General features: G+C 39.7%; 10 protein-coding genes. All 10 read right to left on the bottom strand.

The genetic code is table 11. The annotated features are described in order from the left end of the window. Window positions 1-169 precede the first annotated feature (169 nt). On the bottom strand, window positions 170-1834 hold the full coding sequence (locus GYM62_RS19475) for a sensor histidine kinase (RefSeq protein WP_255590446.1): 1665 nt from the start codon (window positions 1832-1834) through the stop codon (window positions 170-172). Window positions 1835-2371: 537 nt separating this feature from the next. Beyond that, window positions 2372-2812, bottom strand: coding sequence for a nuclear transport factor 2 family protein (locus GYM62_RS19480; protein ID WP_219957630.1), 441 nt, complete (start codon window positions 2810-2812; stop codon window positions 2372-2374). Next, window positions 2809-4839, bottom strand: a complete 2031-nt coding sequence (locus tag GYM62_RS19485; RefSeq protein WP_219957631.1) for a S9 family peptidase — start codon at window positions 4837-4839, stop codon at window positions 2809-2811. The genes GYM62_RS19480 and GYM62_RS19485 overlap by 4 nt, the downstream gene beginning before the upstream one ends. Window positions 4840-4926: 87 nt before the next feature. Then, entirely contained in the window at window positions 4927-6255 is a 1329-nt protein-coding gene (locus tag GYM62_RS19490; RefSeq protein WP_219957632.1) for an APC family permease, read from the bottom strand. A 9-nt stretch (window positions 6256-6264) separates the two neighbouring features. Next, window positions 6265-7890, bottom strand: coding sequence for an arylsulfatase (locus GYM62_RS19495; protein WP_219957633.1), 1626 nt, complete (start codon window positions 7888-7890; stop codon window positions 6265-6267). A gap of 207 nt (window positions 7891-8097) precedes the next feature. After that, complete coding sequence (locus tag GYM62_RS19500) at window positions 8098-8346, bottom strand: hypothetical protein (protein WP_091651431.1); 249 nt, start codon at window positions 8344-8346, stop codon at window positions 8098-8100. A gap of 308 nt (window positions 8347-8654) precedes the next feature. Beyond that, complete coding sequence (locus GYM62_RS19505; RefSeq protein ID WP_219957634.1) at window positions 8655-10619, bottom strand: adenylate/guanylate cyclase domain-containing protein; 1965 nt, start codon at window positions 10617-10619, stop codon at window positions 8655-8657. Further along, window positions 10609-11997, bottom strand: coding sequence for a sulfatase (locus GYM62_RS19510; protein ID WP_219957635.1), 1389 nt, complete (start codon window positions 11995-11997; stop codon window positions 10609-10611). Before GYM62_RS19510 ends, GYM62_RS19505 begins: the two co-directional genes overlap by 11 nt. Window positions 11998-12002: 5 nt before the next feature. Next, window positions 12003-12815: a peptidylprolyl isomerase gene (locus tag GYM62_RS19515; protein WP_219957636.1), complete on the bottom strand. Its 813-nt coding sequence runs from the start codon at window positions 12813-12815 to the stop codon at window positions 12003-12005. Window positions 12816-12929: 114 nt separating this feature from the next. Beyond that, window positions 12930-13991 carry a DUF3500 domain-containing protein gene (locus GYM62_RS19520; RefSeq protein WP_219957637.1) on the bottom strand — a complete coding sequence of 354 codons (1062 nt, stop codon included), beginning with the start codon at window positions 13989-13991 and terminating at the stop codon, window positions 12930-12932. Window positions 13992-14669 lie beyond the last annotated feature (678 nt).

Here is a 14669-nt window from a genome sequence, read left to right on the forward strand (position 1 = left end):
GCACTCTTTTAGGATTTCAAGTTCTTCCTTTTTTCTTTCCAATTGTTAACCTGAAGCGCGATCAAAATCCCGATGACCACTAAGAATATCTCACCAAAGGCATAGATTAGGTATCTTGTGACCCTATTTTGGGTTAAGAGTTTCTGGCGGATTTTTCGGAAAAATGAGATCATGAATCCTTGTGGATAGGAAGTGTAATTTTCATTTCCGTTCCTTTTCCTTCTTCGCTTATGACTCTCAACTCCCCTCCATGCGCTTTGATAATATCGTAAGAAAGAGAAAGCCCTAAACCAGTTCCTGAGCCTGTTGGCTTGGTAGTGAAGAAAGGTTGGAAGATTTTTTCTTTAATGGCATCCGGTATTCCATTTCCATTGTCTTTGACTGAAATTTCCACTCCATTTTCATTCTTTTTGGAGGAGACGATGACTTCAGGTTGATAGCCGTTACTGCCCAGTTTTGCTTTTTCATTGACTGCATAGAATGCATTGTTGATAAGATTTAAAAATACTCTTCCCAAATCTTGAGTTACTACTTTTATTTTAGGTAAATCAGGATCTAAATCAGTTTTGAAATATGCTTCAAAGCTTTTGTCTTTGGCTCTTAGACCATGATAGCTCAATTTAAGGTATTCCTCTGCCAACGCATTGATATCTGTTTCTGACTTTTCTCTGGAATTGCTACGACTATGTTCAAGCATTCCTTTTACAATTGCACCGGCTCTTTTGCCATGATGGTTTATTTTAGAAAGATTTTCTTTCAAATCTGAAGCAATAAGTTTGACCTCATCAAACTCCCCATTCTCTATCTCTTCTTGAAGTTCGTCAATTAGCTCTTCGCTAACTTCTGAAAAGTTGTTGACAAAGTTTAAAGGATTTTGAATTTCATGTGCGATTCCTGCCGTCAATTCTCCTAAGCTAGCCATTTTTTCTGATTGGATCAGTTGGGCTTGAGTGGACTTTAAATTTTCTAGAGATTGGTTAAGTTCGGCGGTTCTCTCTACAACTTGATTCTCTAAGTTAATATTTAAGAGAAAAAATCTGTATCCAATTAGTAATGCCATTCCAAGTGGGATAAAGACATATGTCATTACTCTAAAAATTGAAAAAATTGTATTTGGTATATTGAAGAAATTTTCGAAGAACACTGCAATCAAAATACCTATTAGAGATCCTAAAAAACCAAAAGTTGCAATTCCAACACCCTTTTGCTTTTCATTTTTTACCTTAATGAGAATTTTAACAGTAAATACTATTACCAGTATTAAAAATAGGCCTCGGAATAAAAGAGAATATGTGAAAGGCCAAATGATTGTAGATATTGCCAATATTGGTACAAAGTACGGTAAATAAGTAAATGTTTTAGAGGGCTTTAGATTAAAAATAGAGCTGATAGCGAAGGGATAAAAAGAAATTGCCAGCCCTGAAGTGAGAATTGCATAATAAATGCCAATTAATATATAAGAAAAAATACTAAAGTCATTTAGCTTAAAAATAAATGGAGTGATTGAATGAAATATCCAAAATAGTATTATAAAATTTACATAATAATATGTGTTGTCTTTCGGGTCTAAATAAATGAAAAAGGATAAAAGTATAAATATAATCAATAACATTGAGATTGCCGAATAAGTTACAATTTTATTGTTGTTCTCATCCTTTGTTATTAGATCGTTTATTTGATTTCCTGTTATTCCAATACCAAAACCAAAACTTCCACTTAAAATATCTAAATATTTTTTATATACTTTCCCATTATGGTAAGAAAACCTGACAGCCAATAAGTGTTTTTCTTTTGGTAGAATCTGAATTGGCCTATGGAGTTTGCTAATTGGCATAAAAGTCTTCTCCTCCTCAGGAGTGGAAGAGAATTTTCCATAGGTGTGAACTAATTTCCCGTCTAGGTATACTTCTGCCGCCCCCCAAGTGTAAAAGTATAAATTCCAAGGTTGCTCGTAGATACTGGAATCTGCCTTAAAGCTTAGCCTAAACCAACCATAATTATTCCATAATGAATCTGGTATAGGTTCTGAAAGACCTGAAGGGGAAAAGCGGGTCCAATCACTATCATCATAGGATGGATTTGCCCATTCTAAATTATCTCCTCCTTGGAACTTCCAATCTTCTAAGCTGCCTAAACTAATTAAATCCCGGTCCATCATGGAGCTAGTCACCGTAATGAGGGAGTCTTTGGGGCCAATAAATAGAATTAGGTTGAGTAAAAAACAAAAAACCATACCATCAAACAATTAGAACTAACTAAAAATAGTCATTTTCTTTAGTTAGCCTATTATTTTTTACGGGTAATTATCTGGTTTTCAGAATATGACACTTTTAGTAAGGAGTCCTTATTCCTAAAGGAAAATGATAATATTCTATTCGATGTCAGGTAAAGCCACAAACAATTCTGACTGAATCAACCATTGCCCGGACTTTTTGGTCCATTGGGCTGCATAATTTCCTCCTACGATAGATTCTCCCGAACCTTCCGCAAATCCTTTCCATGTTCCACTTTCCCAAGCAAGTTGAGTTTCAGGGTTGACGATGATTTCATCGGGAGTTCTTATCCAATACATCCTTGGGCCACTTGCTTTCCTGATATATTCCAAAAGCTTAGTTTTTCCCGAAATCAAAGTTCCCGCCCCAGTGGTAATCAAAATATCGTCCGTCAAAAAAGTAGCATTGAGCTCCTCATCAAAAGCGCCTAGGGCTGCATTGGATTTTGCCCTGAGCGCAAGAATCTGCGATTCTTCAGATTCTTGCGCAATAGAGCATATAGGCAATAGTATTAATATGATCCCGAAAACAAGTTTCATTTCTTGTCTCTGTAATGATTAAACCAACTCAAAATCGCTGCATTCTTACCTAATAGCATACTTGGTCTATTGACTAAGCCATGAGAGGCATTGGGAATTCTAACCATAGCAGACTCTACACCCTGAAGCTTGAGTGCCGCATAATATTGCTCAGACTCAGAGATAGGAGTTCTATAGTCGTTCTCTCCCGTTAACAGCATGGTTGGAGTTTTTACATTTCCCACCAAAGAGATTGGTGATCGTCGGTGATAGTATTCTACATCTTCCCATGGTTTTGCTCCAAACCAGTATTTGGTGAAGAATACTGGATTATCTGCATGCAATACAAAGCTGTACCAATTGATTACAGGCTTCGCGACGACGGCAGCTTTAAATCGGTCGGTTTTTCCAATGATCCAAGCAGTCAAGACACCACCGCCAGAGCCCCCTGTCACAAATAAATTGTCCGTATCGATATAGCCTTTTTCTATAACAGCATCTACGCCTGACATCAAGTCTTCGTAGTCGTGATTTGGGTAATCATGGTGAATAGAATTGCCAAATTCCTGACCATATCCCGTACTCCCTCTAGGATTGGTATAGAGCACCACATATCCCGCAGCCGCATAAGCTTGAATTTCATACGCAAAAGACGGTCCGTACATGGCAAATGGACCTCCGTGAATTTCCAGGATGAAAGGGTACTTTTTGGAAGGATCAAAATCCGGAGGCGTTACAATCCAGCCCTGGATTCTTTTACCATCAAAACTGGATTCCCACCATAACTCTTCAGTTTTTCCGATTTTCCTGTAGGAGAAAAGGTCGTCATTCAGGCGAGTAACCCTTGTTTTAGTTCCATTGCTCCAAATGGCTAAATCTGCCGGGTGTTCTGGACCTCCTTCTGTGAATGCAATTTTATTGTTGGCAGAAACAGAATAAGTTCCCGAATTGTAGGGTCTTCCCAAATCCAATCCTCCCAGCCCATCAACTATGGTTCTTACTTTGCCGGTCAGGGCTACATAACCCACTTTGGTATCGCCAAACTCATCATATTGAAAATAGATGCCTTGTCCATTGGCATCCCATTGAGGATTGGAGGCATCCCTATCCAGGTCTTCCGTTAAATTTTTCACACCGCTGCCATCAGTATTCATCACGTATAGGTGAGTGACCTGATATCCCTGAAAAGTGTCATTGTTCCCTGTGTAGGCAATCTTTTTCCCATCAGGAGAAAGCACCGGGCCAGAGTCAGGACCAAATCGGTTAGTCAATGCTTTGATACTTCCATCAGTTAAGTTCAGTTGATAGATTTCTGAATTAGCTGGTTCAAACTCTGCATTCTCTCTAAGATTGGCGGAGAAGAACAAAGATTTTCCATCCTTTGACCACACCGGGCTTCCATAATTGTGGTCATCCGAAGTCCATTGTCTGGCAGTGCCACCGGCTAAACCAATGGTGAAAATCTGTCTGTTTCCAGGTTTTACATAGCCAGCTCCATCTCTCCTGTAGACCATCTCGTCAATGTAGATAGGGGCTGCATTCCAGTCCGCTCCTGTAGGTTTTGATGGGATGTTGAGTAGCGATTTTGGAGTGGAAGGCACAAATTGGGTGAAGGCCAAACTCTGATTGTCGTAAGACCAAGAGACAGAGCCCGGAGGAACAGCCGAATTGGTCAGGGCAACGGAGGTTTGGGTATCAAAGTAATGGACGAAAAGCTTGGTCTTGTCATCTTGTTGATTTGAAAGAAATGCAAGCTTGGTTCCATCATGAGACCATACAGGAGCGTAGTCCCGCTGATTTCCCTGAGTGATGGGACGGTTCTGACTTCCATCGCTATTGACAATCCAGAGATTTGAATAGTCTCTGTCAGTCATGATATCCTTAAAATTACGGACATATACCACTTTGCTTCCATCCGGTGATATGCTGGGCTCAGTGACATATTCCATATCGAAAAGGTCCAGTGGCTGAAGGGCTGTCTTTACCTGAGCCTCTACTTGGGCAATCATTCCCAGACAAATAATCCAGAGTAAGAGTATTTTTTTCATGTGTTTATAATTTAAATTTTTAGGACAAATGGAATCTTCGCATGGATTTAATACATCCCTGCTGGTTGCCTTTGTCCCATCTTGATTTTATATGTTCTTTTTGATAGTTCTCAATTTTTTATTCTTAAAAATAGCAACAGGAATATAGAGTAAAATTAAAACTAGGATAAATATCCCCAGTGCCAGTAGCTCTTTGTTAGTTAATTGAAAGAACACCCAAGCCAAAGCTATAAGTGTGATAAGGCCAATCAGATTTCCTCCGGGAACCTTGAAAATTTTCGGGTCTTGATTTTTGCTATTCCATCGAAGTTTGAGAAAAGCCAAAACTGCCCCAAAATAGATAAGTAAGGAAGCTCCTGTCACTAATACCAGCAAGTATCTAAAGCTCCCCGAAGCAGCAAACCCAAACTCCAGAAAACCCAGAAAAACTATCGCCACAAAAGGGCTTCTATAAGTTGGGTGAATCTTGGAAAAGACATCGGGTAATAAGCCGTCTTTGGCTCCTGCATAAAGAACTCTAGGAAGCAATGTCAAAATAGAGCTGAGCGTACTCCAAACAGCAATAAAAGAAAGGGCTAAGACTATTAAAAAGCCTACTTCACCGAAAAGCGCTTTTGCCAGTTCAGCCAAAGGAGCCTCCTGGTTGCTTAGCATGGAAGTGCCCAATACACCTTGTGCGGCAAGATGGATGGCACAAAATGCAAGAATCACCAAGACTACACCTATAATGAAACCTAAAGGGCCTGTTCGGCTGGGATTTTTCATTTCCCCTCCTGAAGCCAAGGCTAGCTCTCCGCCCAGGAAAGCAAAAATCAATAAAATGGAAGCCTCTCCGATTTTCCCGAATTCCGGGAATCCCTGCCAAGCGATATTGGCAGGGTCAATTCTTGTAAAACCAAAAATCACCAATAACATTAATGAAAGGACTTTGGTCCAAGTCAAAACTTTGATGAAAAGCATACTGTCTTTGATTCCTTTGATATTAAGAAAGCAGCTGAAAATGATAATGGCTCCAAAAAAAGTGATTCTAACCCAAGTCAGCTGGAAAACGGGAAAATAGGTTCCTGCTATGTCTGCCAAAGCATTCATCAAGGCACCACAAGCCAAGACACCTACTCCCAGCCAATAGAGAATGTTAGAAACAAAACCTGCCATGGGTCCGAATGCTCTTTGGATATACACGTACATCCCACCGGTGTCGGGAATTCTGCTACTCAGCTCGCCGAAACATAGTCCTAAGCAGAGAAATATCAGCCCACAAAAAATGTAGGCCAGGATACTGGAAGGGCCCAAAATTACATAGACCAGAGCGGGCAAAAGAAATATCCCACTGCCTATGGAAATACTTAAAACATTGGTGATGACGCCCATCAAACCCAGTTCTCGTTTCAGTTCTCCCGATTTACTTTCTGACATAGCGTAGAATTATTTTTTGGGTTGAGGAGTTGGAGTTTGTACGCCCACTTTTTTGGACCAAGTATCCCAGTCTTTCAAAAGCTCTTGATATTTTTCTGGAAAAGTGTTTTTAAGGTCATTTTGCTCAATTAGATCATTTTCAAGGTCATATAGACCAAAATTTTCCCTTTCGAAAGGAATTTTTAAATTCAAAAGCTTCCATTTTCCTTTTCGGAGCATTGCATAGCCCCTATGCTCCAAAGCGAAAACATAAGTGGAATCATGAGCTTCTGACTTTTCATTTTTCAAGATGGGAAGAATAGATTCCCCTACGGGTTTTTGCACTGCTTTCTCCTGAAATTGATCCGGGTATGTGATGCCTGCCAAATCATAAATAGTTGGGGCGATATCCATGACGCTTAGAAATGAATCATGGATTTTTCCTTTGAGATTGACAGGACTTCCTGAGATGATTAAAGGAGCAGTCATTCCACCTTCGCTGGTAAAGCCCTTATAGAGATAAAAAGGAGAGCTTCCTGCCTCCGCCCATTGCGGGCCATAGGAAATAAAGGAGTTTTCTTTTCCCATTTGGGAATATTCGTCTGTGTAATATTCTTTTAAGAATGGCCCGAAATAATCCGAATAGAAGAAATCTTCTCCAGCTGCTCCATTATCAGTCATGAAAATGATTAGCGTATTTTCATAGGCTCCTTTTTCCTTTAAAAAAGAGAAAAGTCGACCAATATTTTCATCCAAATTATCCACCATTCCTGCATAAAGCTCCATTTTTCGGGCCTCTTTTTTTTGTTCCTCAGCACTCAATGAGTTCCAAGGTTTGATAGCAGGGTGGAGAGGAGGAACCTGAGAATTGCTTGGAATCATTCCCGCTTCTTTAAGGGACTCCAATCTATCAGCTCTTAATTGTTCATATCCCGCATCGAATTTTCCTTTATACTTTTTCCAATATTTTTCATCTACTTGAAGAGGCCAGTGGGGAGAAGTATAGGCTGCAAAAGCAAAGAAAGGCTGTTGATCATCCAAATTGGAGGATATATATTCCAGAAGTTTATCCGTGTATAAATCAGTGGAATAGGCTCCCTCTGGCCAATTTGTTTCAACTCCGTTTTCAGTGTAAATGGATTCGGGAGTTTCTGGAAATATCCCACGCGAACTGTAATGATTGGCTCCGCCTTCTAAGGTGACAAAGGAATTTTCAAAACCCTTGTTGGCAGGATTAGCTTCTTCAGTCAAGCCTAAATGCCATTTGCCAGCAATGTAGGTGTGATATCCTGCTTCTTGGAGCAAAGAAGGAAGAGGAATGACTCGGTCACTGAGTTTGCCTTCATATCCGGGTACATCACTGACCAAATCCTGCGAACCCATTCCTGCCACATGACTGTAATTTCCGGTCAATAGCATGGCTCTTGTGACAGCACAAAAAGGGGCTGTATGAAAGCGACTGAATCGAATTCCTTCAGCAGAAAGTTGATCCAAATTTGGCGTTTCTATGTTTCCTCCAAAGGATCCTAAATCTGCATAACCTAAATCATCGGCAACAATCAAAAGGATATTTGGAAGCTTTTTTTGAGGAGCCTCTTCTTTTCTTGAACAGGAAAAAATAAGAAAAAACAAAAATAAATACAGAGTCGCTCTCATTCAGGATATTAGATTCTGTCAGAAGATAAGCATTTCTTATAAAAATCAGCTAATTAGGTTGATCTCCTGTTATATAGAAGTCTCCAGATCCTAGTTGGAAAATGGTATGAATAAAAAAAGCTTCCCCAATTTAAAGAAGCAATAACCAGAGTTAAACTGGCATGTTTTGCTCTATTGGGGAAGCTTTTACAGAAGTTATTTAAAGCCTTAGGCACTCACTCTGTTGGGAGCCCAGCTGGCACACATCATACCAGGAGCAGCGTGTTGTGGATTAGCGCAATCCTCTCTTTCGTATCTCAAACAGGTAGTGCAATTTCTATCATCTTTCAGTGCTGCCTTCATTTCAAATTGATCGCAGGTATAGTTGCCTGAAACTTCTACACCATGGACTTTACATACTTTGTCAGCTTTTAAATTTTCACAGTTTTGACAATTATTTCCTAATCTGATAGCCATAATAGTTTTGTTTAGTTTAAATTCTAATCTAATAGGCTGTTTGCATAGAATCAATTTAAATAGCTGTAAATCAATTAATTGTAATTAGACTGATTTGAAATAAGAAAAAGTTAGAACTTTTTGGAAGGCTTTTAGTTTGTGGTGTTTTTGTCCTTGTTTGTCTGTTTTTCTGCCAGTTAGAAAAAAAATGGCTAAGAGTCAGCTTCCGAAAGACTCGCCTGTCCAAGCAATTCGCTAATGAGTAAATGAGCAGATAGGCAAAACATCCACAAAAGATTGCTTAATCATTGATATTTAGGAGGATTCCTTTATTTAATGCTTTGCATTTGAATTTCCTGGAATTTTTGAAGTTGATTTTTCTTTGGTTCAACGTACCACATATTCAATAAGCCCTTACCTTTTACTTGTACTTTTCCTCTATGCTCGAAACATAACTCTGTATCGTCTTTGATGAGATTATAAGTGAGCTCGGAGATGTTGATTTTATTGAGACCGCAGCAAGCTTCCATTCGCTGAGCTGTATTTACTGTATCTCCCCAGATGTCATATTGAAATTTTTTGATACCCACTATACCAGCTACCACAGGTCCCGTGTTAATACCTATCCGCATATCAAATTTGGCTTTGGAGGGGATGGATGGATCAAAGTTTCTTTGATTGATAAAATCTTTGACTTTAATAGCAGCCTTGATTACATCATGTACATTAGATTGATTATTCAATCCCCCGGCTGCCAAATAGGCGTCTCCTATGGTTTTGATTTTTTCCAATCCAAACTCTTCCATGATCAAATCGAAAGCTTTGAAACAAATATTTAATTCATACACCAATTCCTTGGCGGTGAGGTGCTGAGCTTTTTTGGTAAAGTCAGCAAAATCTGTGAAAATGACAGTGACTTCTTCAAAATCCCGAGCTTCTGAGTTTCCCTTTTCTTTTAACTCCTCAGCAACTTTTGCCGGTAGTATATTCAGTAATAATTTATCTGATCTTTCCTTTTCACGCTGAATGATTAAACTTGATTTTTTCACAAACTTGTATCTTCTCCACCAGCCGATTGCTAACACCAAAAAGAGAACACCACTTACCATAAAAATGATGCGTTGGTTTCTTGCGACCTTCAGTTGCTCGTCAAATAACAAGGCACTTTCCCTCCTTTCCTGTTCGTTTTGAATACTGTCTAAAAGTTGCTGTTTGGCAAATTCATAGTTGAGTTTCATTTGGGTAATGCCCTTGGTATTGGATTCGTTCCGGATACTATCTTTAAGTTGTGTAGCTTTTTTCAAATAATCCAATTCTGCTCTGTAGTCGCCTTTTTCTTCTGCGATTTCCATTAGTCTTTCATAGGCCATTCGAATGACTTTGACCTCGGAGGCAGATTGTGCGTTTTCCAGAGATTTTTCGGCATGGATCTGTGCTTTTCCTAGCTCTTCTTTTTCTACATAAAGACTTGCCAGCCTATTATGTGTGTAGGCTAAGCCTCTCGAATACCCTAAAGAGTCACGGATTTCCAAGGCGCGTAATAAGGTTTTCTCTGCAAGGTCTAGATCTCCTTTGATCGCATAGTTATTCCCCAAATTGCTCAGAGATAATCCTATGGAATAGGGGCTATTGCTTTCATAGGCTTTTTCTAAAGCCATCTGGTGGTAATAAATAGCAGAATCCAGTGGACCGGTATGCTCAAAAATGATAGCTAAATTATTTAGGCTGGAGTGAATTCTTTGAGGGTCTCCTTGAGATTTTTCCAAGGCCATTGATTTTCTGGCGTGGAAAAAGGCTTCTTCATAATCATGCTGATCATAATAAACCAAGCTCATATTATTATGTACACTTGCCAGCCCGAGGGAGTCATCCTTGGCCTCATACATATCTAATGCAATGAGGTGGTTTTCTATGGATTTTTCTATATCTCCAAAAAAGGCATAAATACCAGCTACAAAAGTGTGTGCTCGAGCTTTTTCTCTATCAAGTCCAGCCTCCTGGAGTTTGGGAATCAGATCCTCTATGGGCTTAGGATTATAAGTTGAGGGTTCATATTCCTGCTTGGCCATGATTCTGTAAAATTCGCTTTTAATCTGGCCAGTTGAATAGTCTAGTTCCTTGCTGATTTCTAATGCCTTTTCGGCACATTTGATGGCCTCCAGATAATTATAGTCCCCATATTGCTGATAGGAGAGCTCGCAAAGACTGTCGATTTGGGCAACAATTTGCCCTTGCCCCCTTGCTATAGAGCAGCTGATTAAAAATATCCATATGTAGTGAAATCTAATTTTCACCTTTCTGTCTTTTTTGTTTCAAATACTCATAATGGCTATTATCGGAAGGACTTCTGACAATTTTACTTTCCGGTAATGGCCCCAACTGCTGGACTGCCAAATCCATAGCTCGCATCATTTGAGCTAGCTTTTCCGGGTTTTCCTTTGCTAGATTTTGGGTTTCTCCCGGATCAGATTTTAAATTAAATAGCAAGGTGTCATGAGGAGCTACAGCTTTCATTCCCGGACTTCCCTGATATCCCCCAAAAGGCCTCTTCACTTTCCATCCTTCCTCCTGATAGGCTCTTTGATCTGCTCCCATGAAGTATAGAAATTCCTTCCCCTCACGGGTTCCGTTTTCAAATAAAACCGTGCTAAGGTCTCTTCCGTCAATGACTCTATCTTGCGGAATTTCGGTACCAACTATTTTACAAAAAGTAGGAAACCAATCCATTTGAGTGGCTAAGTCTTCATATACCTGGCCGGGTGCAATTTTGCCTTTCCACATCGCTAGGGTAGGAACCCTGACTCCCCCTTCAAAAGTGTATTGCTTACCTTCTCGAAGTGGACCTGCCGAACCTCCATGATCTTCCATAACCAGCCATGGACCATTATCGGAAGAGAAAATCACCAATGTATTTTCCATCAGTCCTTTTTCTTCCAGCTTCCTCAAAATCTCCCCAACACTCCAGTCTATTTCTTGAATCACATCTCCATATAAGCCTCTTTCAGAACTTCCCTCAAACTCCGGCGATGCGTAAATTGGCACATGGGGCATGTTGTGAGCCAGATAGAGCAAGAATGGGTTTTCTCCAGCATCTTCTATGAATTGCAGGGATTTCTCGGTATAGGTCTTGGTCGTAAACCGCTGATTAACTTGAATCGAGTCCACTTCAAAATCTTTGAGATAGACTACCGACTCCATATCATTGCTGTAAGGGATGCCGTAATAAGTGTCAAAACCCTGGTTCAAGGGTAGAAACTTTTCCATGTGCCCCAAGTGCCATTTTCCCACAATGCCTGTTCGGTAGCCTTTCTCTTTTAAAATCTCTGCAAAAGTGATCTCCTCCTGATCCATTCCGGTGAAGCTTTCCGGGAAAAAAACTGAATTGATGCCCATTCTCTGAGGCATTCTACCTGTTAAAAGGCCGGCTCGGGAAGGACTGCAAACAGGGGAGGCAGAGAGAAACGAAGTGAATTTGATCCCCTCTTTTGCCATTCTGTCAATATGGGGAGTCTTGATATCTGTAGCTCCGAAGCAACCTAGATCGCCGTAGCCTAGGTCGTCAGTGAAAATAAAGACGATATTAGGAAGCTCGCTTTTTTGTTCGGTAGGGAGCGTCTCCTTACAGGCAAAAAACAGCAGTGAAAAACAGAAAATCAGACTAGATTTCTTCATGTCTTCTAAGGATTAGGCGGGTTTAACCAAGTCATCTTGAGGATATATACATTTTCTTTTGGACGATCCCGGGAGTCAGTAGCGACAGCAGCGATTGCATCTATTACTTCCATGCCTGAGATGGTTTGCCCAAATACCGTATAGTTTTGATCTAAATGAGGCGTTCCTCCTATATCTTGATAAATTTTCCTATGATGCTCTGGAATTGTGTATGAATCAAAATCTTGAGTTTTTACTCTGCTTTCCCATCGACTTGCCAATTCAGCTTGCAGTAAACTATCCTTGGACTCTCTGGCTTGTTCAATAGAGTCGAGCAAGCTTTTGTTATTGGGATTATTGACAGCAAAATGTCTTTGTAAAAAGGAATTGATTCTTCCTTCATTATGTGTTAAGAGACTGTCATTTTGGATTTTTCCCTGAACCAAATAAAACTGTGTACTGCTAGAAGCCCTCGCAGGATTATTGGTTCTGGCAGCTCCCAGCGCTCCTTTTTGATGAAAGAGTTCTGGGTGGATTTCTGCCGGAATTTGGTAAGGCAAGTCTGCGCTACCTAGTGGATCACCAATGACAGCTTCTTTGCTTTTGATATCTCCGGCCTGAACCATGAAGTTCTCAATCACCCGGTGAAACAAGAGGCTGTCATAAACATTTTCTTGAACCAATTTCAAAAAATTATCACGATGTAATGGAGTTTCGTGATAGAGTTCGATAATTATAGGACCATAGCTAGTTTTGATTTCTACCTGTGGCCTGAGTTGAGCCTTGGCAGCAAACACTGTCAATGAAAATACAAGAATTAAAAATGCTCCTTTTTTCATCTGTTTATAATTTGTTTTTTAGAGGTCAGATGGAATGCCCAGGATAATCATTCCTCTGTGTGATATTTTTTTCTCATGGGCATTTCATAATAATTTTGTGAGTAAGGACTAGGTTTAATGATGATGGGCCATTCGGTGTTTTTTCAAAATGTCTTCACCGAAATCATTGCCTTTTTCCCTCCAAATGGTGTGGATATGGTTGGCATTATCCAGGAATCCAACATTATCATATTCTATTAGAAAATCCGGACTATGGATAATGTAATAATGCGGTTTCATCGGCTCATAACTTCCGATCCAGGCAAAATATATTTGGTCCATACCTGCACTATGTAGTTTTTGCAGGTATTCCTCGGATTTTTCATGTTCTAGATTGGCTATATATTCTTCTATCAAGTAGTGCAATATCTGTTGCTGGGCTTCTGACATTTCGGAACCTTTGATTCCCTGATATTCTTCTAGCCACTGCGGCCTTCCCGGGCTGGTGATGATATCACCGGGAACCTCCATGGCTAGTGTTGCTTTGGCTTTTTGCTCATCATTGAGTGTATTCACCAGCCAAAAGCCATAATCTTCTTCCTTGCTCAAGGGTCTAAGCCCTGCATATTGGGTGTTTTCTACTACAGCAGGATCTGAACCGAGGAATAAAGGAGTCATTGAAAAATTATCTCCTGATACAGTTAAGTTCAGGGAAATATGATGCCCTTCAAATTTTAAGCCCCAGACAAGGTCCGTTTGCGGATTGCCCGAAATCGCAATAAAATAGTTGCCATAATCCCAGTTGAGACCGCGTATCATTTTTATAGAGTTTTCATTGATAGCCCCCTCCTGGTATTTTATTTCAAAAAGTTCATGCAGTATATCATCTACTTGCATGATGGCGAAAGTTTTGAGATATCCTTGGGAACTGAGGATTTCACTCAAAATCTGATGAAAGGCAATTTTGCTTTTGTCAGATAGCTCACCGAAGGCCAATCCATTTCTTGGGGCCAGCCCTAGGGGGAGGTTTGTCCAGTCAATTCTTGCGCTGTCGGTAAAAGCTATGCTGATTTGCTGCCTTTGTTCACTTTCCAAAGTATTTAAAAATTCATTGGTCTTAGTTTGAATAGATGAACTAGACTGGCCGTAAAGATTGGGAGCAACCAAAAGCACCAAGAAAAAGAAGCAGTATTTCATAGAAATTATTTTTTGAAAAGATTCAGATAACTGAGGACCCTGAAAAACTAACTTAGAATGGAAGGTCTCAGAACCGATGTCAATATACCATTTCAGCTAATTATTAGTTGGGCTCAGCTGATGAAAAGAGGTCAACCACAAAAACCTGTGGAGGTAAATTTTTGACCCTTAGGTAATTTACTTGAAAAAATTCAAAAAATCTAATAAATGTTATATAAAAACTGCTGTTTGAATAATAAAAAATGGACTTGAAAGGGACAGATTGTGTAAAGTTTTTTTATTTAGTGTTTACTCTGGCAATTTGGTTATTGAGTTATTTTGAAAGGAGTAATTGTGTAACTGAGTAATTGATTAATTGAGTGTCAGTGCTATTTTTGAATTCTCGTCTCTTGCTTCTCGCCTCTCGCTTCTCTCTTCTCGTCTCTCATCGTCGTAAATCTGAAATTTATCTCTGCTCTAAGGTCGAAGTAGAACTTCGATATTCAACATTCATCATTCGATGTTCGATATTTCTGGGATGTGTAATTGAGTATCGTTATTTTGAATTCTCGTCTCTCGCTTCTCTCTTCTCTCTTCTCGCTTCTCGTCTCTCATCGCCGTAAATCTGAAATTTATCTCTGCTCTAAGGTCGAAGTAGAACTTTGATATTCAACATTCATCATTCGATGTTCGATATTT

It is taken from the genome of Algoriphagus sp. NBT04N3, from assembly GCF_019443765.1.
In the GTDB taxonomy this organism is placed as follows: domain Bacteria; phylum Bacteroidota; class Bacteroidia; order Cytophagales; family Cyclobacteriaceae; genus Algoriphagus; species Algoriphagus ornithinivorans.

Bases quoted from the DNA above. Each gene is read 5' to 3' on its own strand.
- GYM62_RS19515 (WP_219957636.1), bottom strand. From the start codon at position 12,815: ATGAAAAAAGGAGCATTTTTAATTCTTGTATTTTCATTGACAGTGTTT.
- GYM62_RS19500 (WP_091651431.1), bottom strand. From the start codon at position 8,346: ATGGCTATCAGATTAGGAAATAATTGTCAAAACTGTGAAAATTTAAAA.
- GYM62_RS19485 (WP_219957631.1), bottom strand. From the start codon at position 4,839: ATGAAAAAAATACTCTTACTCTGGATTATTTGTCTGGGAATGATTGCC.
- GYM62_RS19520 (WP_219957637.1), bottom strand. From the start codon at position 13,991: ATGAAATACTGCTTCTTTTTCTTGGTGCTTTTGGTTGCTCCCAATCTT.
- GYM62_RS19495 (WP_219957633.1), bottom strand. From the start codon at position 7,890: ATGAGAGCGACTCTGTATTTATTTTTGTTTTTTCTTATTTTTTCCTGT.
- GYM62_RS19480 (WP_219957630.1), bottom strand. From the start codon at position 2,812: ATGAAACTTGTTTTCGGGATCATATTAATACTATTGCCTATATGCTCT.
- GYM62_RS19490 (WP_219957632.1), bottom strand. From the start codon at position 6,255: ATGTCAGAAAGTAAATCGGGAGAACTGAAACGAGAACTGGGTTTGATG.
- GYM62_RS19475 (WP_255590446.1), bottom strand. From the start codon at position 1,834: ATGCCAATTAGCAAACTCCATAGGCCAATTCAGATTCTACCAAAAGAA.
- GYM62_RS19510 (WP_219957635.1), bottom strand. From the start codon at position 11,997: ATGAAGAAATCTAGTCTGATTTTCTGTTTTTCACTGCTGTTTTTTGCC.